Origin of the sequence: Desertibacillus haloalkaliphilus (genome assembly GCF_019039105.1) — a bacterium.
In the GTDB taxonomy this organism is placed as follows: Bacteria; Bacillota; Bacilli; order Bacillales; family KJ1-10-99; genus Desertibacillus; species Desertibacillus haloalkaliphilus.
The window spans coordinates 60,300-85,538 of the sequence record NZ_JAHPIV010000009.1; the positions used below are offsets into that span (position 1 = coordinate 60,300).

28 protein-coding genes are annotated in these 25,239 nt (G+C 39.9%); all 28 read left to right on the forward strand.

Going from position 1 to position 25,239, the window contains the following annotated elements:
• The first annotated feature begins 76 nt into the window (after window positions 1-76).
• The 28 genes from sleB (at window position 77) to aroB (ending at window position 25,238) form a co-directional block, all read left to right on the forward strand.
• Window positions 77-1,150, forward strand: a complete 1,074-nt coding sequence (gene sleB, locus KH400_RS11410; RefSeq protein WP_217224731.1) for a spore cortex-lytic enzyme — start codon at window positions 77-79, stop codon at window positions 1,148-1,150.
• Window positions 1,151-1,166: 16 nt separating this feature from the next.
• Window positions 1,167-2,519, forward strand: a complete 1,353-nt coding sequence (gene ypeB, locus KH400_RS11415) for a germination protein YpeB (RefSeq protein ID WP_217224732.1) — start codon at window positions 1,167-1,169, stop codon at window positions 2,517-2,519.
• Window positions 2,520-2,662: 143 nt separating this feature from the next.
• A complete protein-coding gene (locus tag KH400_RS11420; RefSeq protein WP_217224735.1) occupies window positions 2,663-3,313 on the forward strand; it encodes a flagellar brake protein in 651 nt (216 codons plus the stop codon).
• A gap of 190 nt (window positions 3,314-3,503) precedes the next feature.
• A complete protein-coding gene (cmk, locus tag KH400_RS11425; RefSeq protein WP_217224737.1) occupies window positions 3,504-4,175 on the forward strand; it encodes a (d)CMP kinase in 672 nt (223 codons plus the stop codon).
• A 5-nt stretch (window positions 4,176-4,180) separates the two neighbouring features.
• Entirely contained in the window at window positions 4,181-4,768 is a 588-nt protein-coding gene (locus KH400_RS11430; RefSeq protein ID WP_217224738.1) for a lysophospholipid acyltransferase family protein, read from the forward strand.
• A gap of 112 nt (window positions 4,769-4,880) precedes the next feature.
• Complete coding sequence (rpsA, locus tag KH400_RS11435; RefSeq protein ID WP_217224739.1) at window positions 4,881-6,041, forward strand: 30S ribosomal protein S1; 1,161 nt, start codon at window positions 4,881-4,883, stop codon at window positions 6,039-6,041.
• 10 nt (window positions 6,042-6,051) lie between these two features.
• Window positions 6,052-7,104: a type 2 isopentenyl-diphosphate Delta-isomerase gene (gene fni, locus KH400_RS11440; protein WP_217224740.1), complete on the forward strand. Its 1,053-nt coding sequence runs from the start codon at window positions 6,052-6,054 to the stop codon at window positions 7,102-7,104.
• 199 nt (window positions 7,105-7,303) lie between these two features.
• A complete protein-coding gene (locus KH400_RS28480) occupies window positions 7,304-7,906 on the forward strand; it encodes a YphA family membrane protein (RefSeq protein ID WP_438821114.1) in 603 nt (200 codons plus the stop codon).
• 143 nt (window positions 7,907-8,049) lie between these two features.
• A complete protein-coding gene (der, locus tag KH400_RS11450; RefSeq protein WP_217224742.1) occupies window positions 8,050-9,363 on the forward strand; it encodes a ribosome biogenesis GTPase Der in 1,314 nt (437 codons plus the stop codon).
• A 76-nt stretch (window positions 9,364-9,439) separates the two neighbouring features.
• Entirely contained in the window at window positions 9,440-10,051 is a 612-nt protein-coding gene (gene plsY, locus KH400_RS11455) for a glycerol-3-phosphate 1-O-acyltransferase PlsY (protein ID WP_217224744.1), read from the forward strand.
• A 49-nt stretch (window positions 10,052-10,100) separates the two neighbouring features.
• On the forward strand, window positions 10,101-11,150 hold the full coding sequence (locus KH400_RS11460; protein WP_217224746.1) for an NAD(P)H-dependent glycerol-3-phosphate dehydrogenase: 1,050 nt from the start codon (window positions 10,101-10,103) through the stop codon (window positions 11,148-11,150).
• Window positions 11,151-11,231: 81 nt separating this feature from the next.
• Window positions 11,232-11,486 carry a stage VI sporulation protein F gene (locus KH400_RS11465; protein ID WP_217224748.1) on the forward strand — a complete coding sequence of 85 codons (255 nt, stop codon included), beginning with the start codon at window positions 11,232-11,234 and terminating at the stop codon, window positions 11,484-11,486.
• Between the two features lie 361 nt (window positions 11,487-11,847).
• Window positions 11,848-12,054: a DUF2768 domain-containing protein gene (locus tag KH400_RS11470; protein WP_217224750.1), complete on the forward strand. Its 207-nt coding sequence runs from the start codon at window positions 11,848-11,850 to the stop codon at window positions 12,052-12,054.
• A 36-nt stretch (window positions 12,055-12,090) separates the two neighbouring features.
• Entirely contained in the window at window positions 12,091-12,810 is a 720-nt protein-coding gene (locus KH400_RS11475; RefSeq protein WP_217224916.1) for a YphF family lipoprotein, read from the forward strand.
• A gap of 302 nt (window positions 12,811-13,112) precedes the next feature.
• Window positions 13,113-14,591: a stage IV sporulation protein A gene (gene spoIVA, locus KH400_RS11480; protein WP_217224753.1), complete on the forward strand. Its 1,479-nt coding sequence runs from the start codon at window positions 13,113-13,115 to the stop codon at window positions 14,589-14,591.
• A 308-nt stretch (window positions 14,592-14,899) separates the two neighbouring features.
• Window positions 14,900-15,172, forward strand: coding sequence for a non-specific DNA-binding protein Hbs (gene hbs / locus KH400_RS11485; RefSeq protein ID WP_217224754.1), 273 nt, complete (start codon window positions 14,900-14,902; stop codon window positions 15,170-15,172).
• A 115-nt stretch (window positions 15,173-15,287) separates the two neighbouring features.
• Complete coding sequence (gene folE, locus KH400_RS11490; RefSeq protein WP_217224755.1) at window positions 15,288-15,854, forward strand: GTP cyclohydrolase I FolE; 567 nt, start codon at window positions 15,288-15,290, stop codon at window positions 15,852-15,854.
• A gap of 69 nt (window positions 15,855-15,923) precedes the next feature.
• Window positions 15,924-16,142, forward strand: a complete 219-nt coding sequence (gene mtrB, locus KH400_RS11495) for a trp RNA-binding attenuation protein MtrB (RefSeq protein WP_217224756.1) — start codon at window positions 15,924-15,926, stop codon at window positions 16,140-16,142.
• Window positions 16,143-16,363: 221 nt separating this feature from the next.
• On the forward strand, window positions 16,364-17,188 hold the full coding sequence (locus tag KH400_RS11500) for a heptaprenyl diphosphate synthase component 1 (RefSeq protein ID WP_217224757.1): 825 nt from the start codon (window positions 16,364-16,366) through the stop codon (window positions 17,186-17,188).
• 4 nt (window positions 17,189-17,192) lie between these two features.
• Window positions 17,193-17,903 (forward strand): demethylmenaquinone methyltransferase, encoded by a 711-nt coding sequence (locus tag KH400_RS11505; protein WP_217224758.1) that lies wholly within the window; start codon window positions 17,193-17,195, stop codon window positions 17,901-17,903.
• A gap of 30 nt (window positions 17,904-17,933) precedes the next feature.
• Entirely contained in the window at window positions 17,934-18,797 is an 864-nt protein-coding gene (locus tag KH400_RS11510) for a UbiA-like polyprenyltransferase (protein WP_217224759.1), read from the forward strand.
• Complete coding sequence (locus KH400_RS11515) at window positions 18,794-19,393, forward strand: UbiX family flavin prenyltransferase (protein WP_217224760.1); 600 nt, start codon at window positions 18,794-18,796, stop codon at window positions 19,391-19,393. The genes KH400_RS11510 and KH400_RS11515 overlap by 4 nt, the downstream gene beginning before the upstream one ends.
• 2 nt (window positions 19,394-19,395) lie before the next feature.
• Window positions 19,396-20,256, forward strand: coding sequence for a menaquinone biosynthesis protein (locus KH400_RS11520; protein ID WP_217224762.1), 861 nt, complete (start codon window positions 19,396-19,398; stop codon window positions 20,254-20,256).
• 10 nt (window positions 20,257-20,266) lie between these two features.
• Window positions 20,267-21,238, forward strand: a complete 972-nt coding sequence (hepT, locus tag KH400_RS11525) for a heptaprenyl diphosphate synthase component II (protein WP_217224764.1) — start codon at window positions 20,267-20,269, stop codon at window positions 21,236-21,238.
• A 111-nt stretch (window positions 21,239-21,349) separates the two neighbouring features.
• Window positions 21,350-21,793 (forward strand): nucleoside-diphosphate kinase, encoded by a 444-nt coding sequence (gene ndk, locus KH400_RS11530; protein WP_217224918.1) that lies wholly within the window; start codon window positions 21,350-21,352, stop codon window positions 21,791-21,793.
• A 188-nt stretch (window positions 21,794-21,981) separates the two neighbouring features.
• A complete protein-coding gene (locus KH400_RS11535; protein WP_217224765.1) occupies window positions 21,982-22,761 on the forward strand; it encodes a CheR family methyltransferase in 780 nt (259 codons plus the stop codon).
• A 216-nt stretch (window positions 22,762-22,977) separates the two neighbouring features.
• Window positions 22,978-24,150, forward strand: coding sequence for a chorismate synthase (gene aroC, locus KH400_RS11540; protein WP_217224766.1), 1,173 nt, complete (start codon window positions 22,978-22,980; stop codon window positions 24,148-24,150).
• Window positions 24,150-25,238, forward strand: a complete 1,089-nt coding sequence (gene aroB / locus KH400_RS11545) for a 3-dehydroquinate synthase (RefSeq protein ID WP_217224767.1) — start codon at window positions 24,150-24,152, stop codon at window positions 25,236-25,238. The genes aroC and aroB overlap by 1 nt, the downstream gene beginning before the upstream one ends.
• Window position 25,239: the final 1 nt, after the last annotated feature.

Below are 25,239 nucleotides of genomic sequence, written 5' to 3' on the forward strand. Positions count from 1 at the left end.
CAAACACTATCCATACCAACAAAAACAAAAGGTGGAAAAAAGCATTTTACTTTTTCAAAAAGGAGGTCCATACAACATGAGTAAAAATTTATCAACTTGGAAATACCCCTTTATTTTAGGATTGGTTTTATTACAATTTGTCTTTGTCCCACAAGATGCTTCTGCATTTTCTGATCAAATCATTCAACGGGGGGCTACAGGAGAGGATGTAGTAGAGTTACAAGCAAGGCTGCAATATATTGGCTTTTATGAAGGTGACATTGATGGCGTGTTTGATTGGAGCACATATTGGTCGGTTCGTAAGTTTCAAGAGGAATTTGGATTAGAGCAAGTTGATGGACTCGTAGGTCCAAAAATGAAAGATATGCTTGAAAGAGCGACGAATTTTGATAAGCAATTCGTACATAATGCTCTAAAAGAAGGGCGTAAATTCACCCATTATGGTGGCGTTGACAACAACATTCAGCAAGGACCAAAAGGAAGCCGTACAAAAAAGCAACAACAGCAAGCGGAGCAACAACAGCAAGCGGAGCAACAACAGCAAGCGGAGCAACAACAGCAAGCGGAGCAACAACAGCAAGCGGAGCAACAACAGCAAGCGGAGCAACAACAGCAAGCGGAGCAACAACAGCAAGCGGAGCAACAACAGCAAGCGGAGCAACAACAGCAAGCAGAGCAGCAACAGCCAACACCAACACCTGAGCCTGAAGGGGAACCTGTACCGACTGAGGAGGATCCTCAAGCTCAAGGTGACGATGTATCTGTTGAAAAAGCAATGAATGTCCCAGATGGCTATTCAGATAATGACCTACAATTAATGGCTCAAGCGGTTTATGCTGAAGCAAAAGGTGAACCATATATTGGGAAAGTTGCCGTGGCAGCAGTTATTATTAACCGTGTAAATAGCCCAGATTTCCCTAATACACCTTCAGAAGTGATTTATGAACCACGAGCATTTGAACCAGTGGCTAATGGTGAAATCTATAATGAACCAGATGAGGATGCAAGAAGAGCAGTATTAGATGCAGTGAATGGACAGGATCCTACTGGACACGCATTATACTTCTTTAACCCAGCAACCGCAAGATCACCATGGGTGTGGTCTAGACCACAGATAAAAACAATAGGAAAGCATGTCTTTGCTAAATAGGTTGGAGGTGATGTAAATGATTCGAAATATTATAATAGGAGCATTAGTATTAGGGATTATTGGAACAGGATATTGGGGCTATACAGAGCAACAGCAAAATGCAATTCATGCAAACAATGTCGAAGGCAGTTATCAACGTGCTTATCACTCGCTCGTTTACCATCTAGATCAATTAGAAAATGACTTGGGAACAGTATTGGCAATGAATACGAAGCGCCACATTTCACCTAAACTGGCTGATATTTGGAGAGTAACGTCCCTAGCACAAAGTGAAATTGGCCAACTTCCGCTCGGGATGATGGAGATTAATGAAGCGGAAAAATTCCTGCATGATGTAGGGACGTTTAGTTACAAAACAGCGGTGCGAGATTTAGAAGAAGAGCCATTAACAGAGGACGAATATAACACTATCGAACATTTGTATGATATGTCTAAAGATATTCAGAATGAGTTAAGGCAGGCCCAAGCTTCATTATTAAAACATAATATGCGTTGGCTGGACATCGAGTCGGAGTTTCAATCATTAGATGAGCCTTTAGATAATACGGTTGTAAATGGCTTTGATCATGTTAATAACATGGTCAAAGGCTATAGTGAAACGGATTGGGGCGCTGGGTTGTCACAAATGGATGTGTTTAATGATGAAGATCTTGCCGAAAAATTGAACGGTGATGAAATCAGTGAAAGTGAAGCAAAAGAAAAGGCGCTAGCATTCATCGGAATAGAGGAAAATGTAGATGTCCAAGTAGCTGAAACGGGAGAAGGGTTAGCCTATCAAGCCTATAGCTTAACGATAGATGATCCAGATCATGAAACAAATTATTATATGGATATCACAAAACATGGTGGTCATGTGCTATGGTTTTTACAGCACAGGGATATAGCAGAGCAAAATATCAGTTTAAATGAAGCATCAGAAAAAGCAAAGGAACACTTGGAGGGAAATGGTATTGAGGGGATGCAACTTGTAGATGGTAAGCAGTATGATTCCATTGGTGTATTTGAGTTTGCCTATTTAATTGACAATGTTCGAGTATACGCTGATTCGATCGTAATTGAGGTAGCGTTAGATGACGGTGAAGTCATTGGCTATGAAGCAGAAGATTATTTGTTAAATCACCAAGAGAGAGAGTTAGATCAACCAGAGCTTACGAAAGAAGAAGCAAGAGAATATTTAAATGGAAATCTCGAGGTTATGGAAGATCACCTTGCTATTATAATCAACGATCTAGGTGATGAGGTACTTTGCTATGAATTCTATGGTGTCATTAACAATGATACGTATCGTATCTTTATTAATGCGCAAGATGGTAACGAAGAGCATGTTGAAAAACTACAAAATGCAGAACCGGTTTATGAGACCACTTAAATCTGAAAAAGAAGGAGCCACTTAGGCTTCTTCTTTTCGATATTTCGTGAGATAATAGAAAGGGATACATTCATAGTTGGATAGGAAGATGGCTATATAAAAGAGAGAAAATGAGAAGCATAAAATGGGAGGAAGTTTTTTAATTGATCGCAATTGGAGATACGATTTTTCTTGATTTAAAAGAGGATGGAAAACGTTTTAAATGTCGGCTGGTGGATCAAATTCACGATATCTTTGTCATTGATATTCCAATCAATGAAAAGACAAATAAACCTGGTTTCTTTTATGATGGTACACAATTTGTCGCATGGTTTATCGGTAGCGATCAGGCCGTGTACTCATTTGACACTGAAATTCGAGGACGCAAAAAAGGGAATATTCCGATGTTGCTGCTAAAAAACCCAGGTAAAGAAAATTACCTTCGCATACAACGAAGAAATTATGTGCGAGTGGAGACGTCAATTGATGTCGCTGTTCACCCTTTCAAACATGAGTTTCCACCATTTGTAACGACATCACTTGATTTGAGTGGGGGTGGAATTGCAATACTATTGCCAAAGAACCACACGGTCAAGGCTGGTACGAACATTCATTGTTTGCTCGTTTTACACATGCAATCTGGGGACATTCATTATATTAAAACTGAGTGTAGGGTGATTCGAATTATTGAACAACACGCGTTACGAGAGCGTGCATCACTCCAATTCATAAATATTTCAGATCATGACCGACAAAAAGCTATCCGCTATTGTTTTGAACGCCAATTGTTTTTGAAGCATAAAAAGGGGCTTTAGAAAATGAAAGTGGAATCTAATTGATAGCGTTTGGAATTTTTAGTAAAGAATAGTAACATTGGATGAAATTACGTACGAATAATTAGACCAAATTTCACGAATATGATATGATATTGATTGAATTATTAGATTTTGAAACTTCCAAATAGGTACGTTTTAAAATGAGTTTGAACTACATACGAGGTGTCATATGAATCAACATATTAACGTAGCCATTGACGGACCTGCTGGTGCAGGTAAGAGTACAGTAGCGAAATTGGTGGCCAAAAATCTATCATATATTTACATTGATACAGGTGCTATGTATCGAGCACTAACTTATTGTGCTCTTGATCGCGATGTTGATCTAGAGGATGAATCAACTTTAAGTGACTTGCTTGATAAGATCGACATCACGCTAACTGCGAGTGAAGGTGAGACTAATGTTCTCGTTAATCAAAAGGATGTCACAAATGATATTCGCACCGCTGAAGTGACAAATGCTGTTTCAGTTGTCTCTAGTCATAAGCGAGTCCGTGAAGAGATGGTGCGCAGGCAACAAAAGCTCGCTCAAGGTGGTGGGACAGTACTTGATGGTAGGGATATTGGTACTCATGTGTTGCCGGATGCTGAGGTTAAGGTTTTTCTAACTGCTTCGGTAAGCGAACGAGCGAAGCGGCGTCATCAAGAGAACCTTGCTAAAGGGTATCCATCAAATTTAGATCAGCTAATGGAAGAAATTAAGCTTCGTGATGAGAGAGATTCAAACCGTGAGTTTGCTCCCTTGAAAAAGGCAACTGATGCAGTTGAGATAGATTCAACATCGTTGACGATTGATGAGGTTGTCGATTCCATTCTGAACTTGGTAAAAGAGAGGAATTAGACGAAATGGATCTATATACATTTGGAAAGAACCTTTTTAAATCATATTTTTCGGTTTTTTACCGTATTGAAGTTATTGGAGCTGACAACCTTCCAAAAGACGGCGGCATTTTGTTGTGTTCAAACCATATCAACAATTTGGACCCGCCACTAGTTGGCGCATGTGCCCCTCGTCGTGTACATTTTATGGCAAAGGCGGAGTTGTTTAATGTACCATTATTAAAACATGCGCTTCCTAGAGTAGGGGCTTTTCCGGTAAAAAGAGGGATGAGTGATAAACAAGCACTAAGGTCGGGATTATCCATCTTGAAAGAAAATAAAGTGCTTGGTTTATTTCCAGAAGGAACGAGGAGCAAAAACGGAGAATTAGGAAAAGGATTAGCTGGTGCTGGATTTTTTGCATTAAGAACAGATGCTTATATTGTTCCTTGTGCAATTATTGGTCCGTATAAACTTTTTAATAAAGTGAAGATCATTTATGGAGAACCAATTGATTTTACGGAGTTCCGTGAGCAAAAGAAATCAGTCGAAGAAGCAACAGAATATATTATGAACTCGATAAAATCATTAATTGATCAGCATTCAAACGATTAACTGTCATTGCTAGTTTAAATCAATGGTTAAATTTCTTTCGCTACCGTGAAAGATAATTTATAAATATTAGTAAATGCTCCCGAACAACGGGTATAGAAGGAGGCAAATGTCAATGGTTGAAGAAATGAATAACGAAATGGCAGAAATGAATTCCTTTACTGTCGGGGAAGTTGTAACAGGGAAGGTTACAAAAGTTGAAGATAAACAAGCTTTTGTTGATGTTGGTTTTAAAGTTGATGGGATTGTTCCAATTAGTGAACTTTCAAGTTTACATGTAGAAAAAGTAAGTGATGTTATTTCTGAAGGAGATGAGCTTGAACTTAAAGTGACCAAAGTTGATGACGATGAATTAATCTTATCAAAACGTGCCGTTCAAGCAGAGAAAGCATGGCAAGAGTTAGAACAAAAATTCGAATCTGGTGAAGTGATTGAAGCAGAAGTAGCCGATGTTGTCAAAGGTGGTTTAGTTGTAGACCTAGGTGTACGCGGCTTTATCCCTGCATCTCTCGTTGAGCGTCACTACGTCGAAGACTTTTCAGATTATAAAGGGCGTCAGCTGCGTCTGAAAGTCGTTGAGATCGAGCCTGAAAATAACAAACTGATTTTATCACAACGAGCAGTGCTTGATGATGAAGCAGAGGCAGAAAAATCAAAAGTTCTCCAAACATTATCTGAAGGAGATGTTATTGATGGAACTGTTCAACGCTTAACCGATTTCGGTGCATTTGTCGATGTTGGCGGGGTAGATGGCCTTGTACATATTTCACAACTTGCACATCATCGTGTAGAAACTCCTTCTGAGGTAGTCAATGAAGGTGATCAAGTAAAAGTGAAAGTGTTGTCTGTTGATCCAGAAAATGAACGTGTATCTCTATCGATTAAGGATACGCTTCCAGGACCATGGGAAACGATTGAAGGAGATATTAAAGCTGGTGATGTCATTAAGGGGACAGTGCGCCGTCTTGTCTCATTTGGAGCTTTTATTGAAGTAGCTCCTGGTGTCGAAGGGCTCGTCCATATTTCACAGATTGCCAACCGTCACATCGGAACACCGGGTGAAGTTTTATCAGAAGGTGAAACCGTTGAAGTTAAGGTTTTAGATATCAATATTGCAGAAAAGAGAATTTCACTTAGCATCCGTGAGCTTCATGAAGAAGAACAGGGTGGCGATTCTGGGCAACAACAAGAATTTAAAACAAATGATAATGACGATCATAGTGGCTTCTCACTTGGAGATATGATTGGCGATCAACTAAAAAAATATAAGTCATAGGTGATGAGACTTGAGTAGAGCTGAAAGAAAAATTGACCATATTAAGCACGCTATAGCTACCGGTCAAGACCGCTCGCACGGGTTTGAAGATATTCAGTTCGTTCATCAAAGCTTGCCTAACAGTTCAGTAGATGAAATTAAATTAGCAACTAAAATCGGCGAACTTCCTTTGAGTTCGCCGATTTTTATCAATGCGATGACTGGTGGCGGCGGAGCGAAAACGCTTGAGATTAATCAGCAATTAGCAACAGTGGCTTCTGAATGTAAGCTAGGAATTGCAGTTGGTTCACAGATGGCGGCCCTGCGAGAAACAGAACAAAAGAAATCATATGAAATTATTCGAAAGGTAAATCCTAATGGGGTTGTTATCGGTAACCTTGGGAGCGAAGCGACGCTAGATCAAGCGAAGCGTGCGGTGGATATGTTAGAAGCGAATGGTCTGCAAATCCACTTAAACACCATTCAAGAGTTAGTTATGCCTGAAGGTGATCGTAGTTTTATTGGGGCCTTAAATAGGATTGAAAATATCAAAACACACTTAGACGTTCCTGTGGTTGTAAAAGAGGTCGGTTTCGGGATGAGTAAGGAAACGGCTAAACGATTAGCGGATGTCGGTGTGACAACTGTTGATGTCGGCGGGGTTGGTGGCACAAATTTTGCTAAAATCGAAAATAACCGCCGTGATCGTATGCTCGATTATTTTAATCATTGGGGGATTACAACCACGGCTTCTATCTGCGAAGTAAAAAGGACTTATCCTCATCTTTCGGTTATTGGCTCCGGTGGCATTCAGAGTGCGTTAGAAGTAGCTAAAGCTGTTGCTTTAGGAGCTAGTGCTGTCGGGATTGCTGGGCATTTCCTGAAAATCCTGATGGAGCAGGGGATTGATGATTTACTTATTGCTGTTAAAGAGTTAGAAGCACACTTACGATTTATTATGACAGCATTAGGGGCACAGACCATTCAAGATCTACAACATGTTCCGCTCGTTTTAAAAGGTGAGACGCACCATTGGCTTGAGCAACGTGGGGTTGATACAACTACATATAGCACAAGGTCTTAAGCATGACGGAGTCTAATAAAAGGCTTTGATCGTTGTTGATCAGAGTCTTTTTGCTCTGTGCAGGAAAAGAAACCTGAGTGCACCAGTTTAGTTTCCTTACATGACTATCTTCCATACCGTATGACCCTAAAAATTCAGTCATTCCATGATTAGCTTTAATGAAAATTAGCAATAATGGTGATGATAGGTGGTGGAACATGTGGATGGAATTTATTTTTACTGGTTTTCTTGGCTAGGTTGGATTTATGCGTCTTTTATAATGGAAAAAACAAGATTCAGAATAGGAGTTAGTGCATTTATCCTTATACTGATTATAAGCTCAATTTTTACGTTGCCATTTTTGGATTTTGTGATTCATGTATCTTTCATTTTAGTTGCCATGGTTGCTTATAGCGGTTTTCTTAAACAGAGCCGGTTAACGCTTATGTATTCATGTTGCGTTTGCCTAATTGTAACGCTAGTATACAGTTGTTTTATGTTATTTGAAATTTATGATCCAGTATTTGTGCTTTTTCATCGTAGTTGGATGCAAGCGATCATCATGGCTTGTATCATCTTAATTCTTGTTTCTCAACCGTTGTTAAGATTTTATACGTTAGCTGTTGGGTTTATTCAAGGAGAAGTGGTGGTTGCTCTTTTTTTTAAACGAGTATGGACTGATTATCCAATTGGTGGTTTAGGGTTTTTGGATGTGTTGGCGATAGCATGCATGTTGTTATTTACTTGGCATTTGCTCGAGGTTGTGCTAACGAAATGTAACGATTATTTAAAAGAACATGTAGACAAACCGATGGACCTTTAAAAACGCAATATTGTCTACCAATGAAGTTTTTGGTAGAATAAATTGGTTCAGATCAGCGAAAGTGTTTTAAGTTGACATGTGTGTTTTTGATTGATATGGAGAATTAAATCATTAAGTTGATAGAATAGAAAGGTCGTGGAAGTATGCCAAAACCAGTATTAGCGATCGTTGGCCGACCAAATGTCGGCAAATCAACGATCTTTAACAGAATCGTTGGAGAGCGCGTGGCAATCGTAGAAGATCTCCCTGGTGTAACGAGAGATCGTATCTACAGTTCAGGGGAATGGTTAAATAGAGAATTTAACTTGATTGACACCGGTGGAATTGAAATCGGAGATGAACCATTTTTGGAACAAATGAGAGAGCAAGCAGAACTGGCGATTAAAGAGGCGGATGTGATCGTCTTCATCGTTAACGGAAGAGAAGGAGTTACAAGCGCTGATGAGGAAGTTGCGAAAATTTTATTCCGCTCCAAAAAGCCGATTGTGCTCGGGGTTAATAAAATTGATAACCCGGATATGCAAGAGCAACTGTATGAGTTTTATTCATTAGGAATGGGAGATCCGATAGGGGTGTCGGGTGCTCACGGTATCGGTCTTGGGGATTTGTTAGACGAAGTCGTTAGCCATTTTCCAAATGAAGAGGAGGATGACTATGATCAAGATACAATTAGAATTTCTTTAATTGGGCGTCCGAACGTTGGAAAGTCATCACTTGTCAATGCGATGTTAGGTGAGGAACGTGTTATTGTAAGTAATATTCCAGGTACAACCCGTGATGCCATCGATACTCCTTTTACGAAAGATGGTCAAGAGTATGTGCTCATTGATACAGCAGGTATGAGAAAAAGAGGGAAAGTATACGAAAGTACAGAAAAATATAGTGTTCTTCGGGCATTAAAAGCAATTGAACGTTCTGATGTCGTCCTCGTTGTCATTAACGCAGAAGAAGGGATTATCGAGCAAGATAAAAAAATTGCAGGCTATGCGCATGAAGCAGGACGAGCAGTGGTCATTGTTGTCAATAAGTGGGACACGCTAGAAAAAGACGATAAGACGATGCAAAAGTTTGAGCAGAAGATCCGCGATCATTTCTTATTTTTAAGCTATGCACCAATTTTGTTCGTGTCTGCAAAAACAAAACAACGTTTACAGCATGTCCTACCTAAAGTCGAACAAGTGTCAGAAAATCATAATTTACGTGTGCCGACGAATGTGTTAAATGACCTTGTTATGGATGCTGTAGCGATGAATCCAACGCCAACAGATAAAGGACGTCGTTTGAAAATTAATTATGTGACACAAGTCGCTGTTTCACCGCCGACGTTTGTGTTTTTTGTTAATGATCCCGAACTTATGCACTTCTCTTATGAACGGTTTTTAGAAAATCGTCTTCGAGATACGTTTGAGTTTGAAGGTACACCTATTAAAATTATTGCTCGAAAGAAAAATGAATAAGGCTTTATCATCTAGCGATGATTGTTATTTAAAAAATAAGGGGTAGAAACACTTATTGGTTTGGGGGAGAAGGAACATGGAATTAATTCTTTCGGTTATACTTGCGTATCTCCTTGGTTCAATCAGCTTCAGTTACTTAATCGCTAAGAAAATTAAGAAAGTCGATATTCGTAAACACGGTAGTGGTAATGCCGGTGCAACAAACACATTGCGGGTTCTTGGGGTTGGTCCTGCTATAGCAGTACTTGCGCTTGATGTGATAAAAGGAATCGTTTCGGTTGCGATTGCTGGTGCGCTTGCAGGGCCTGGTTGGGTACCTGTTCTCGCTGGGTTGGCTGCAATATTGGGTCACAATTGGCCGATATACTACGGCTTTCGTGGTGGCAAAGGAGTTGCAACGACGATTGGTGTTTTGGCTAGTTTAGTCTTTTTTCCGGCACTTTTTGCTGGGATTATTGCGATTGCGAGTATTTTTATCACCCGTATGGTATCGCTTGGATCATTGCTCTTTGTCATTGGTACACCGGTATTCACGATCGTGTTTTTGACCTATTATGGGTACCCGATAGCCTACTTTTATTTGGCTTGTATCGTTGCAGTCCTCTCCGTATGGAGACACCGTTCAAATATTGTACGGTTACTTAAGGGTACCGAAAGCCGAATTGGTAAAACGGGATCGAATTCATAAGTGTGGGGCGACGTCTGATTGATCATCCGAAGGGGGTTGAAAGATACATATGGCTAACATTGCAGTGATAGGTGCAGGTAGTTGGGGAACTGCACTTGCGTTAGTATTGGCAGATAATGGTCACCACGTCAAACTGTGGGGCCGAAGTGAAGACCAAATTAAAGAACTAAATAAGGACCGCACAAATCATAAATACTTACCTAACGTCTCATTACCGACGAATATTAAAGGTTATACAGAATTAAGCGATTCTGTCAAAGACACAGAAGCGATTCTTTTTGTCGTACCGACAAAGGCGATTCGGGAGGTTGCAGCAGAAATTAAGAGCTACTTGGATACACCAGTGACGATTGTTCACGCAAGCAAAGGGATTGAGCCTGACTCATCCAAACGAGTTTCTGAGATGATTGAAGAGGAAATTCCAAAGCAATTTCGAAAATCTGTATGTGTATTATCAGGACCGAGTCATGCTGAAGAGGTTGCCTTACGTGAACCTACGACTGTAACGGTTTCTTCGGTAGAGGAAGATGAGGCGAAGTATGTCCAAGACTTATTTATGAATCAACATTTTCGAGTCTATACGAATCCTGATTTGATTGGTGTAGAAATAGGTGGAGCACTTAAGAATATAATTGCCTTAGGTATTGGTTTGACCAATGGTTTAGGTTATGGCGATAATGCAAAAGCAGCCTTAATGACAAGAGGGTTAGCAGAGATTGCTCGGTTAGGGATCCATTTAGGTGCCAACCCATTAACGTTTGCTGGTTTATCTGGCCTAGGTGATTTAATCGTCACTTGTACGAGTGTCCATAGCCGTAATTGGCGAGCGGGGCAATTATTAGGACAAGGAAAGAGTCTAGATGAGGTATTAGAAAGTATGGGGATGGTTGTTGAAGGGATTCGAACAACGAAGGCAGCCTATCACCTAGCGTCTACTGAAAACGTTGACATGCCGATTACAAGTGCGATTTATGGTGTGTTATTTGAAAATAAACGCCCAGCAGATGCTGCTGAGGAATTAATGGGTCGAGTGAAAAAGCATGAGGTTGAGGACCTTACATCGATAGTCAATGGAACTTTGAGCGATAAGCAATCATAGGAGTTGTAAAGATCAACTCATGCACATCTTTCTTCTTCTTGCATACGATATCTTGATGTTAGATAAGAAGGAGGACCACTTTTGCAGAATAATCTTTTTAATGAGCTTGAAAAGAAAACAAATGTGAAACAAGAAGATTTATTTACATTAGCAAATTCAGTTAGCAATGCAGATTTAACGGATGAAAACACAGTTAGGCAATTAATCGCACAAGTATCACAGCTAGCGAATGTCCCCGTTTCAAAAGAAAAAGAAGAACAATTAATTGACGCAATTATTCATAATGAAGTTCCATTAGATTTTGGTACGTTGGCCAAAATGTTTGCCGAAAAATAGGCGAAATGTAGGCGATTGGACAAAACGCTTCTTGTTAAATCAGCATATACTGAAATGAACGGATTAAATCTAGGGCTGTGGGTCAAGGAAGTATTTAGTCAAGTTGGAGAATGTGCCCCAATTCTCCAACCTTTTTTTATGTTAGGAAAGTTTGGGTTACCTAACGGCTGTTTGAATCTCATTTGATCATTTTCGAGGGGAAACCACCGATGGTAAGAAGTGATTTGGTGAAAAGATTATAGGTTGGGGCGAGTGAGTGATGTCAAGAATTAAAACAGGTATTCTAGTCAGTGCGGACAAGCTCTAGACAGTAAATAGGTCGTCTATGCTATAATATGATTGGAATAAAGGAGGAAAAAATATGTCGCAAGCAATGCTGAATATGTGGATTTCTTTTGGCGCGATGTTTTTAATGTTTGTATCTGTTGTCACAGCGATTTTTAGTAGAGAGAAGCTCAATGGAATTCTACAAATGGTCGTTTTATCCTTTTCGTTTGTTTGTTTAGTCATTTCCGGGCTGATTGTTGTGATTATCGTTTTAGGTGGGCCAACAGCTACGGCAGGATAAACTGTAAAATAAGGACGTGAATGTAAGTTGCAGAAGATGAAGAAGGACCTTGCAGTTGTAGCAGCACTTGCAATATCGATAATATTATTAACAGGCTGTTTGTACCCTGACGAACGAAGAGTCGAAAATCAAGTGCCATATGAGGATCAATTACAGGCCGTTCAGGGTGCAGTTAATCAGTTTCAATCGGATCGTGGTGTGTTACCGATCATGACTAGAGATATGGAAACACCGATTTATCAAAAGTATCCGATTGACTTTAATCAGTTAGTTCCAAGGTATTTACAAGATCCACCCGGAAATTCCTTTGAAAACGGAGGCGTATTTCAATATGTGTTGGTCAACCCAGACACGGATCCTGAAGTAAAGTTAATTGATTTAGCTATGATGAGAGAGATCCAAGAGTTTCAAAGAGCGGTTAATCAATACATGCGTAACAACCAATATGCGCCAGTGGATGAGGTTTTAGCAGTAGGTTTATTTACGCTCGATTATGAGGAATTGGGCTATAAAGAGCGTCCAAGAGTTCGAACGAGGTATTTTGATAACTTACTACCATTATTGATTGATAACCAGGGACAAGTCGTCATTGATTATAGCATTGATTTAAACATGGCCTTGCAGACGTATGACCATGATTATGAGGCGGGTGATGACATTCGTGAACTGTTAGTGGAGCACTCACCATTTGTACCGGCCTTCTCTGTCCCTTATACCGTTGATGAAGCCGGAGAACCAACGATTAACCTTGAGTAGTTACTTGACCACGAGTCACCAATTATAAACATAAAAAGAATGATCATTTAAAGTTATATTCCCCCTTCCTGTTCATATATATACAAGAGGAAGGGGCTTTTTCGTGTTTTAAGAAGACAGATTGGGCCAATGAATAGTCATTTCGGAATTCGTGTTTACTGCTAAGAGAAGAAGATTAGGACATTTTATAACTCAAACACTTGTCATATTTGATGGACAACATCATAAGTATATAGTGTCCAAGAGTAAGCGGGTATGGTGAATGACGAATTCCAAACTATAAATGATCGGGAGGGGATCACGTGGAGAAAGTTGATATCTTTAAGGATATCGCGGAACGCACTGGCGGTGATATTTATTTAGGAGTAGTGGGATCCGTTCGTACAGGTAAATCGACTTTTATTAAAAAGTTTATGGAACTAGTTGTCATTCCTAATATCGAAAACGAATCAGAAAAAGCAAGAGCTCAAGATGAATTGCCACAAAGTGCAGCTGGTAAAACAATTATGACTACGGAGCCGAAGTTTGTTCCAAATCAAGCGGTTTCACTTCATGTTGATGAGGGGCTAGATGTCAACATTCGTCTTGTCGATTGTGTTGGTTATGCGGTTCCTGGAGCAAAAGGTTACGAAGATGAAAATGGCCCAAGAATGATTAATACACCATGGTATGAAGAGCCAATTCCGTTTCAGGAAGCAGCGGAAATAGGAACAAGGAAAGTCATTCAAGAACATTCGACCTTAGGTGTTGTGATTACAACAGACGGATCGATCGGTGAAATTCCAAGATCAGATTATTTAGAATCTGAAGAGCGCGTCGTTGAGGAGCTAAAAGAAGTAGGGAAACCGTTTATTATGATTGTCAACAGTGTTCGTCCGCACCACCCTGATACGGATGAATTAAGACAGGAGTTAGCGGAACAGCATGATATTCCTGTGTTGGCGATGAACATAGAGAGCATGAGTGACCAAGACATCAACAACGTCTTACGTGAGGTACTATTTGAGTTCCCAGTCCATGAAGTCAATGTAAATTTACCAAGCTGGGTGATGGTTTTACGAGAGGATCACTGGCTAAGACAAAGCTATGAAGAATCTGTTCGTGAAACGGTCAAAGACATTAAGCGTTTGCGTGATGTGAACCGAGTCGTAGGGCACTTTGGTGATTATGAGTTTATCGAACATGCGGGCCTTGCTGGTATCGAAATGGGGCAAGGGGTAGCTGAAATTGACCTTTATGCACCAGATGATTTATATGATCAAATTTTAAAAGAGGTCGTCGGTGTTGAGATACGTGGAAAAGACCATTTACTTCAATTAATGCAGGATTTTGCTTATGCAAAAGCAGAGTTTGATCAAGTCGCAGATGCGCTCAAAATGGTAAAGCAAACAGGCTATGGGATTGCAGCGCCTGCGTTAACGGATATGAGCTTAGATGAGCCAGAAATCATCCGTCAAGGATCAAGGTTTGGGGTTCGGTTAAAAGCGGTTGCACCTTCGATTCATATGATTAAAGTTGATGTTGAATCAGAATTTGCGCCGATTATCGGTACAGAAAAGCAAAGTGAAGAGCTTGTTCGTTATCTAATGCAAGACTTTGAAGAGAACCCATTGTCGATTTGGAACTCAGATATCTTTGGGCGTTCCCTCAATTCGATCGTTCGAGAAGGGATCTCAGCTAAATTATCTTTAATGCCGGAAAATGCAAGGTACAAACTAAAAGAAACATTAGAACGAATTATTAATGAAGGTTCTGGAGGTCTTATCGCTATCATATTATAAGAACCATTTGATTAGTTTTTATATCTAGTTTGAAAGCTCCCAGCTGAGGAGCTTTTTTACTTAGGGGAGAAAGGGGGGGGCAAGTAAATGAAAAACAGTGAATAGGGGTCAGTAGACAGAGAAGGTCAGTACATATGATAGTTGCCTAAATGAAATAGACTATGGTATGCTTTGCTAAGCTTTTATCAAAGAGCCTGTTTCTTACACTTTTTTAGAAAGATATTGAAATATAAGTACGCTTCGTTTAAGATAGGCGTTGATATTTACGTTTTGAAGAGAAAGGCTTCTTATGGGAGGAGGTGAAGGGAATGAACAAGACGGATTTGATTAATGCTGTGGCAGATGCAGCCGACTTATCAAAGAAAGATGCAACAGACGCAGTAGATGCGGTATTTGATAGTATTACTGAGTCTTTACAAGCAGGGGACAAAGTCCAGCTCATTGGCTTTGGAAACTTTGAAGTACGTGAACGATCTGCAAGAAAAGGCCGTAACCCTCAAACAGGTGAAGAGATTGAGATTGCTGCCACGAAAGTACCTGCATTCAAAGCAGGAAAAGCACTTAAAGATGCTGTAAAATAAGTACATAGCAGGCAAGACAGAGGGAGTCACGAGTTGTGGCTCTTTTTTTTGCTTTTATTAGGAACACTATGCTAAAATCTTTAAAGATGAAATTTGTCGATAGGAGGCTTTTGTTTTGGAAAATTTTGATCAAGAAAAAATCGAACAAGCTGTTCGAATGATATTAGAAGCGATTGGGGAAGACCCAGATCGAGAAGGCCTTTTAGATACACCAAAACGAGTCGCTAAGATGTATGGTGAAGTGTTTCAAGGGTTAAATCAAGACCCGAAAGAGCATTTTGCTACGATTTTCGGAGAAGATCACGAAGAGCTTGTACTCGTTAAAGATATTCCATTTTATTCAATGTGTGAACACCACCTCGTTCCATTTTTCGGAAAAGCTCATGTTGGATATATCCCTAGAGGTGGAAAAGTAACAGGTCTAAGTAAATTAGCTCGCGCTGTCGAGGCTGTAGCTAAACGCCCTCAGCTTCAAGAAAGAATTACGTCAACGGTTGCGGATTCATTAGTTGAAACGCTCGATCCACATGGCGTGATTGTTGTCGTCGAGGCGGAACATATGTGTATGACGATGAGAGGTGTTAAAAAGCCTGGTTCATCAACCGTAACCTCAGCTGTACGTGGTGTGTTTTCTGATGATGCTGCTGCGAGAGCAGAAGTATTATCATTAATTAATAGCTAATAGTAAGGTGGAGCAACTACGATATTCATTAGATGATTGATGAGAATGACTAATGAGGAGGGATTGGCGATGAGTGCGGGACAAGATTTTTTTGTTATTAAAGCCAAAGAGGATGGAGTCAATGTAATGGGGCTGACAAGAGGTACAGATACAAGATTCCATCATTCGGAAAAGCTAGACAAGGGTGAAGTGATGGTCGCGCAATTTACCGAACATACATCGGCTGTTAAGGTGCGTGGGAAAGCGATTATTCAAACGAGCCATGGAGAGATCGATACAGAAGCGTAAAAGCAGGAACTCCTGCTTTTCTTTTTAATTTAAAATGAGGATTAGCCAATCTGTGAAGTACATGGTTAAAATCAGTGCTCTTTTTAACACGTAAGGTGGGTATCGTTGGTAATAAATGTTTTTGGAAACGTGTTTCTTGCGTTTTTAGATCTATGATATAATGAATAAAGGTAAGTATACATAAGGATTTTTAATAGCAAGAGGATTTGGGGGACTTTGTAATGAACAAAATCAATCATTTCAATGATAAAGTCATTGAGTTCAAAGAATGTTTTTATGAACGGGTCAAGCATCCGTATTTACAAAAATTTATTCAAGACCCGGTTGTTGATGATGATAAAATTTTATTTCTTTATATGATGTTATCTGAACAGCAACTGCCAACTAAACTGGTGAAAGAATGCGTGTTGTCATCAATGCTCGTTCAAGCAGCACTTGATACTCATGAAGAGGTCTCCCTACAAAATATAAAATCCGACACCATTAAAAAGAATCACCAGTTGACCGTATTAGCTGGGGACTTTTATAGTAGTTTGTATTATTTTTTGCTCTCAAAAAATAATTATATATCGATGATCCGAGTGTTTAGTCGTTCCATCCAGGAATCCAATGAGCATAAGATGAGTGTTTATAAAAACAAACAATCGTTTGAAGAGAATAGTCGTGATGTACGTGTGATTGAATCAGTTTTATTGCAAAATATCGCTAATCACTTTACACTTACGTCATGGAGTACGTTCTATGAACAGTTTTTCTTTTTAAAGCGGTTTATTTTTGAAAGAAATCAATTATTATATGGAAAGAAGCTTCCACTTATCCGCTCATTTATCACTGATTTTATTAGTGCGGATACAAGTGATCCGCTTCGAGAGGAAGTCCTGAGCAAGGTGTTACATGTTTGTCAGGCACATATTGATGCAACTCGGTCTGAATTGGTGGCTTTGTGCGATTCTTTTCCAAAACATAAAGAATTACTTCTTGATCGAATTGATCGACTGATGAAAGACGGGCATCACTTTAATGAAAAAGTTGCGGAAGAGGGTTAGATAGATGGCACGATCAAAAGAAGAGCGGGTTCATCAAGTGTTCGAATCAATTTCAAAAAATTACGATATGATGAATTCAGTTATAAGTTTTCAACGTCATAAAGCTTGGCGTAAAGACACAATGAAACGAATGCAAATCAAAAAAGGAAGTGCAGCACTAGATTTGTGTTGTGGGACTGCAGATTGGACGATTGCATTAGCTCATGCTGTTGGACAAGAAGGTCACGTCATTGGCCTAGACTTTAGTAAAAACATGTTAGCCGTTGGAGAAGAGAAAGTGAATGAACAGAAGTTAACGAATGTGGAATTGGTCCACGGGAATGCGATGGAACTTCCATATCCGGATCAGCAATTTGACTATGTAACCATAGGGTTTGGTTTGCGTAATGTTCCTGATTATATGCAAGTCTTAAAGGAAATGTACCGTGTGTTAAAGCCGGGGGGGAAAGTGGTCTGCTTAGAAACGTCAAAGCCGACGATTCCGGTGTTTAAGCATGTCTATTATTTTTACTTTAAATCAATTATGCCACTTTTTGGGAAAATATTCGCTAAAAGCTATGAAGAGTACTCATGGTTGCAAGAGTCAACGATGTCATTTCCGGGACGTGAGGAATTGGCTAACCTTTTTGAAGAAGCTGGATTTACGATCGTAGAGGTGAAACCATATTCGTTAGGTGTGGCGGCATTACACCTAGGGGAAAAACCAGGAAAATAAAAGAATAGAACTAGAATTGGGGAACATGTTGTGATTAGAAAGTTAAAGATAATACTAGAAATGATAAAGTTTGAACATACGGTTTTCGCTTTGCCTTTCGCCTTTTTGGGAGCTATTTTAGGTTCTCAAATTGTTGAAGGGACATGGCCTACACTCATGGAGTGGGTATGGATTACACTGGCTATGGTCGGTGCAAGAAGTGCAGCGATGTCTCTTAACCGTGTGATTGATGCACAGATTGATAAGAAAAATCCAAGGACAGCAACACGTGCGATACCTGCGGGTTTAATTTCGAAGCTTGAAATTCTTGTCTTTATTCTCGCTTCCTTTGTCGTTCTCTTTTTCGCGGCTTATCAGTTGAATCTACTGGCTGTTTACTTGTTACCAGTTGCTGTTTTCTTTTTAGTGATTTATTCATACACGAAGCGATTTACATGGGCTTGTCATCTGATCCTAGGAATGACAATTGGGCTTGCACCGCTTGGAGGCTGGGTAGGTGCAACAGGAACATTAACATGGGAAGCGGTTGTCTTGTTTATTGGAGTCGCATTATGGACAGCAGGGTTTGATGTGATTTACGCCACACAGGATGCGGATTATGACCGTGATGTTGGCTTATATTCCATTCCGAGTCGCTTTGGTATTGCCCGTTCATTACTATTGGCAAAGCTTTTTCACGTCATTAGTTTCATAGCACTTGTAAGCATGTTTGTGATTACACCGCTAGGCTGGGTGTATCTCATTGGTGTTGTGATTGCTGGTGCGATCATGGTGTATGAACATTCATTAGTATCTGCTGATGACTTATCAAAAGTTGGAGTCGCATTCTTTACAATGAACGGAATTTTAAGTGTAGTCATGTTTATTTTTACGATAGGAGATTTTCTGCTATGACTTCTCATAAGGGGATCTATACGGTTGGTATCACCGGTGCAAGTGGAGCGATATATGGAGTTCGTCTAACACAAGTATTACTCCAACAACAATATAAAGTCCACCTCATCATAACGGAAGCGGGATGGCAAGTGTTTCGTGAGGAGCTATCATTAGATACTAGTGACCGTGCGGCTGTTATAGCGCAATTATTTCCTGATTCCTCTGAATTGCTTGAGTATCATGGATTGCATGAGTATACAGCATCGATTGCTAGTGGGTCTTACCAAAATGATGGAATGATTATTATCCCTTGCTCAATGGGGACGTTATCGGGTATTGCTGCAGGTGCTTCCGGTAATTTGTTGGAACGAACAGCAGATGTCATGTTAAAAGAAGGCCGGACGCTAGTGATTGTTCCGCGAGAAACACCGCTCAACCAAATTCACCTTGAGAACATGTTAAAGGTGACAAAGGTCGGGGGAAAGATTTTACCAGCAATGCCAGGATATTATCACCTGCCTACGTCGATTGATGATATCGTTAATTTTGTTGTTGGGAAAGCACTTGATAGTTTATCGGTTGATCATCAGCTCTTTACAAGATGGGGGGAGTAAGCATGGCAGTAGCGGTAGGAGAAATTTCCTATACAAACATTTGGCCTCTATATTATTATTTGGACCGTGCACGCTTAAAACAGTTAGGGTGCTCATTCATCCCGCATGTGCCTGCGCAGTTAAACCATGCGATGGCTACGGGTGTGATTGATGTCGGAGGGATATCATCATTTGCCTATGCAGAAAATGTTGATCGGTATCAATTATTACCAGATTTAGCAGTCGCTTCGAAGAAACAGGTTGGATCGATCTTCTTATTTTCAAAAGTCCCGATTACTGACTTACATGAGAAAAAAATTGCATTGACCTCTAGTTCAGCTACGTCAGTAAATCTATTGAAAATAATCCTTAAAAACTTCTATGATATAGATGTGAATTATTCAGTACAAGCTCCCAATTTTGGTGAGATGATGGCCACTCATGATGCTTGCTTATTAATTGGTGATGATGCGATTTTGACCTTATGGAGAAAGGCGAGAGGGTATTATCGCTATGATATGGGTGAATTGTGGTACGAGCATACAGGGTATCCGATGACATATGCTGTATTTGCAGTTCGAAATGAAGTGTTAGCCAATGAACGTGACGTTATTGAAGCTTTGCATCAAGAGTTTATTCATAGTAAACAGAAAAGTGAGCGTGAGCACTATCAACCGATGATTGCAAAAATACGGAACGATTTTGGGGGAGAGCGTTCGTTTTGGGAAACGTATTTTTCCGGTTTGACACATGATCTCGATGAAAAACAACTTGAAGGATTGCTTTATTATTATAAACTTGCCTATCAGCAAGGATTACTAAAAAAGCAGGTACAATCAATCTCATTATGGAGTGCACACGGCAAATGTCATTCCATTTTATAGGGTGGAAAATATGAAATTAGCTGATATTTATTTATTTTTACAGGCAGATATTGAAAAAATAGAAAAAGAATTAGAGGTTGCCCTCCGAGCTCGGCACCCAGTATTACGAGAAGCCTCTACAGAATTGTTGAAGGCTGGTGGAAAACGGATCCGCCCTGTTTTTGTGTTGTTAGCAGGTCAGTTCGGTCATTATGACATTAAGAATTTACAACAAATTGCTGTTCCGCTTGAACTTATACATATGGCATCACTTGTTCATGATGATGTGATTGACGATGCTGAACTGAGGCGTGGCAAAAAAACAACAAAAGCTAGATGGGACAATCGAGTTGCCATGTATACTGGAGATTATATCTTTGCTAAGGCGGTAGAAACAACGACGTATTTTGAGAACCCTCAAGTCCATCAAGTCCTATCAAATGCGATGGTCGAGATGTGTATTGGTGAGGTTGAACAGATCCGTGATCAATATAATTGGGGACAAACTCTTCGCGTATATTTACGGCGGATTAAACGGAAAACAGCTTTGCTGATTGCTGTAAGTTGTCAATTAGGGGCGATAGCATCGGGTGCAACAAAGAAAGTGCAACGAGATCTTTATACATTCGGTTATAATGTTGGGATGTCTTACCAAATAACTGACGATATTCTGGACTTTATCGGCACAGAAAAAGAATTAGGGAAACCTGCTGGTAGTGATTTGAAACAAGGGAATGTAACACTACCTGCTCTTTATGCGATGTTTCACCAGGCAGATATAAAAGATATGATTACAGAACAATTAAGTGAATCAACCAATGAGCGTGTAAACATGGATACGATTATTGCTGCAATTAAACAGTCTGGTGGGATAGAATTTTCAAAGAACATCAGTGATCGCTATCTGCAAAAAGCATTTGAAATGCTTGAAAGGTTGCCAGATATACCAGCAAAATCGTCATTGACCCAAATTGCAGAATATATTGGAAAGCGTAAATTTTGACATCAAGTGACGTTTCACTTGATGTCGTTTATTGCCAAATATCCGAATATTTGTTATAATTATAAAGGTTTCATGATCATACATAGATAAATGAGAAGAGAGGGTTATATGATGGAAAAAACATTTTTAATGATTAAACCAGATGGAGTGCAACGTAATTTAGTTGGGGAAATCGTATCAAGATTTGAAAAGAAAGGCTTTACATTAGTAGGCGCAAAAATGATAACGATTTCAAATGAGCTTGCTGAAAAGCACTATGCTGAACATAAAGAGCGTCCTTTCTTTGGAGAGTTAGTTGATTTTATTACATCTGGACCTGTATTTGCGATGGTTTGGGAAGGAGAAAATGTGATTTCAACCGCTCGTACAATGATGGGAGCAACGAATCCTGCTGAAGCAGCTCCAGGGACTATTCGTGGAGATTACGGTGTTCAAGTAGCGATGAATGTCATTCATGGTTCAGATTCACCGGAAAGTGCAGAACGAGAAATTGGTATCTTCTTTAATCAAGAAGAATTAAATGAATACACAAAAACAATTAATTCTTGGGTATAATGGATAATAGCGTTTTAACATGGTGTGTAAGCCAGTCAATCTCTGATTGATTGGCTTACATTTTTTATGTGGAAGTGTAGTATATTCACTTCGTTTTCGCTATTTTTAGAAAGTTAAGGCTAGTTTTATCGAAAAAAATATGATAAAAAGAGAATAACACTTTTTATCATACTAGGGAGCATAAGAAGATGACTCAGGATTATCGACAATTTATCACCAATATTAAACGACAAACAGGCATCGATTTATCGTTGTATAAAGAAGCGCAGATGAAACGTCGATTAAATTCATTGCGAGAAAAAAGAGGTTTTCGCGATTTTAATCAATTTTATCAAGGGATGCTCGATGATGGTGAGCTTTTCAACGAATTCTTAGAGCGAATGACGATCAATGTTTCGGAGTTTTATCGGAACCCTAGGCGGTGGGATGTTCTTGAAAATAAAATCATTCCGCGCTTATTGACGCAAAAACGACGACTTAAAATTTGGAGTGCTGCCTGTTCAACAGGAGAAGAGCCATACACGATAGCGATGATTATGTCTAAGTTTGTGCCACTTTCCTCGGTATCCATTTTAGCTACAGATATTGACCGTGCGATTCTTGAACGAGCAAAGGCTGGTGTTTATTCGGAGCGTGCGCTTAAAGAAGTTCCAAAAGACATGTTGAAGAAATATTTTACAAAGGACGAGCTAGGCTATCGTGTAACGAGAGATATCAAAAGTGTCATCCAATTCAAGGAGCAAAATTTGTTATCAGATCGATTTGAGGACGACTTTGATTTAATTGTTTGTCGAAATGTAATGATTTACTTTACGGAAGAAGCCAAGCACGAGCTCTATCACAAATTCAGCGATGCTCTTAAACCAGGTGGTGTCCTGTTTGTTGGCAGTACTGAGCAAATCTTTAACCCGAGTACGTATGGATTTGAATCAGAGGATACTTTTTTTTATCGAAAGGTTTCAACATAGGGTAGGTTAATCCAATGATTAACCTATTTTTAGTAACATGAAGGGAATGATCTCAATCATCATTCGTTAAAGCTGTGATGAGGTAGAAGTGACATTTTTTTGTAAATATCAAACTTTTTATTTGAATCGAAAGACAAATGAAAATACTTATGTTATTATTTAGTACATAAAAGCGTTAAAGGCATGAGGCGTAATGACTAAGGAGGAGTATATAGTATGAGGTATTTAACAGCTGGAGAATCACACGGACCGCAATTAACGACAATCCTTGAAGGAATTCCTGCTCATTTAGAGTTAGCAGCAGAAGATATAAATATAGATTTAGCTCGTCGCCAAGGTGGTTATGGACGTGGGAGACGAATGCAAATTGAAAAAGATCAAGTGCAAATTTTAAGTGGTGTTCGTCACGGGAAAACAACAGGGGCGCCTATTGCTCTTGTTGTGGAAAATAAGGATTGGAAAAATTGGACAAAGATTATGGGGGCGGACCCCTTAACAGAGGAAGAGGAAAAAGAAGTGAAGCGTAAAATTTCACGCCCGCGCCCAGGTCATGCTGACTTAAATGGTGCAATCAAATATGGGCATCGTGACATGCGTAATATATTAGAGCGTTCCTCTGCACGAGAGACAACGGTTCGTGTCGCGGCTGGAGCGGTTGCAAAAAAAGTGTTGAAAACATTTGGTATCAAGGTGGCTGGACAGGTTCTTGAAATTGCTGGCATTAAGGCAGAGCAAACGGACTATTCTTCGATTGAAGACTTACAACAACGAACAGAAAAATCTCCTGTGCGTTGCTTGGATGAAGCGGCTTCAGAAAAAATGATGGTAGCCATTGATGAAGCAAAAAAGCAAGGTGATTCTATCGGTGGCGTTGTAGAAGTTGTGATCGAAGGTGTACCGATTGGGTTAGGTAGTCATGTGCAATATGACAAAAAGTTAGATGCGAAAATTGCAGCAGCTGTTATGAGCATCAATGCATTCAAAGGAGTCGAAATTGGGATCGGATTTGAAGCGGCGCGTAAGCCTGGAAGTGAAGTCCATGATGAAATAATTTGGGATGAAGATAAGGGCTATACTCGACGTACAAATAACCTTGGTGGTTTTGAAGGTGGAATGACAAATGGAATGCCGATCGTTGTTAAGGGGGTTATGAAGCCAATCCCTACCTTATACAAGCCACTGCAAAGCGTTGATATCGAAACAAAGGAGACGTTTGCTGCTAGTATCGAACGTTCTGATAGTTGCGCGGTTCCAGCAGCATCTGTTGTTGCTGAATCTGTCGTTGCATGGGAAGTTGCTAAAGCATTGCTTGAGAAGTTCGGAAGTGATCAAGTAACAGAAATTGCGGAAAATATTGATCGATACAATGAAGAGGCGAGGTCATTTTAATGCAAGACATGCTAATTTCGACAAATTCGAAGCAATATCCCGTTTTTATAGGTGAACAAATTCGTTTTGACACGGCAGCATTCACTAAACAGGTGTTGGGAGATAACGTTTCCGCGATTTTAATTATTACAGACGATGTCGTCGCCAAACATTACTTAGACGATTTGAAAAACTGTTTGCGTGATCATAACCATGTCTTTTCATATACACTCGACCACGGTGAGCAAGCGAAGTCATTTCAGCAGTACTATGATATCCAAACGTACGCGCTTGAAAAAGGACTTGATCGACGTTCACTCATCATCGCATTAGGTGGTGGTGTGGTTGGTGATATTGCCGGCTTTGTCGCAGCTACGTATATGCGAGGGATCCCATTTATCCAAGTGCCAACAACGTTACTTGCACATGATAGCAGTGTTGGCGGGAAGGTAGCTATTAATCATCCGTTAGGGAAAAATATGATTGGTGCCTTCCATCAGCCAGAAGCCGTTATTTATGACTATTCGGTCTTTTCTACGTTACCAGAGTCACAGTGGCGCTCAGGTTTTGCGGAAGTGATAAAACATGCACTTATCTGGGATCCTCAATTTTACGATTGGTTACGAGAAGAGGTTGATACGTTTGCTGATATTAGTGGGGAGACAGCAGAACGTCTTTTAATGAGATCAATGGCTGTTAAGGCTGCTGTCGTCCAAGAAGATGAAAGAGAATCAGGAATTCGTGCATTTTTGAATTTTGGCCATACATTAGGCCATGCGATAGAGACAGAGTTAGGCTACGGGAAAATAACCCATGGCGAAGCTGTAGTGATTGGAATGGCTTTTGCACTTAAGCTTAGTGAACGTCTGTTTCGTTGTTCGTTAGGGAGTGAGGATCTTTCTGCTTGGTTTCGTCGTTATGGCTACGATACTGAGATCCCGCAATCATTATCGGCAGAACAATTGTTAAGAACAATGAGGAAAGATAAAAAAGTTCAAAACGGGATCATTCGGATGGTGTTGTTAAAAAAAATCGGGCAAGCTGAACTTGTTGAGGTCGATGAAGAGCAAATACATTCATTGTTAGTTGAAGATTTGGGGGAGGTGTGAC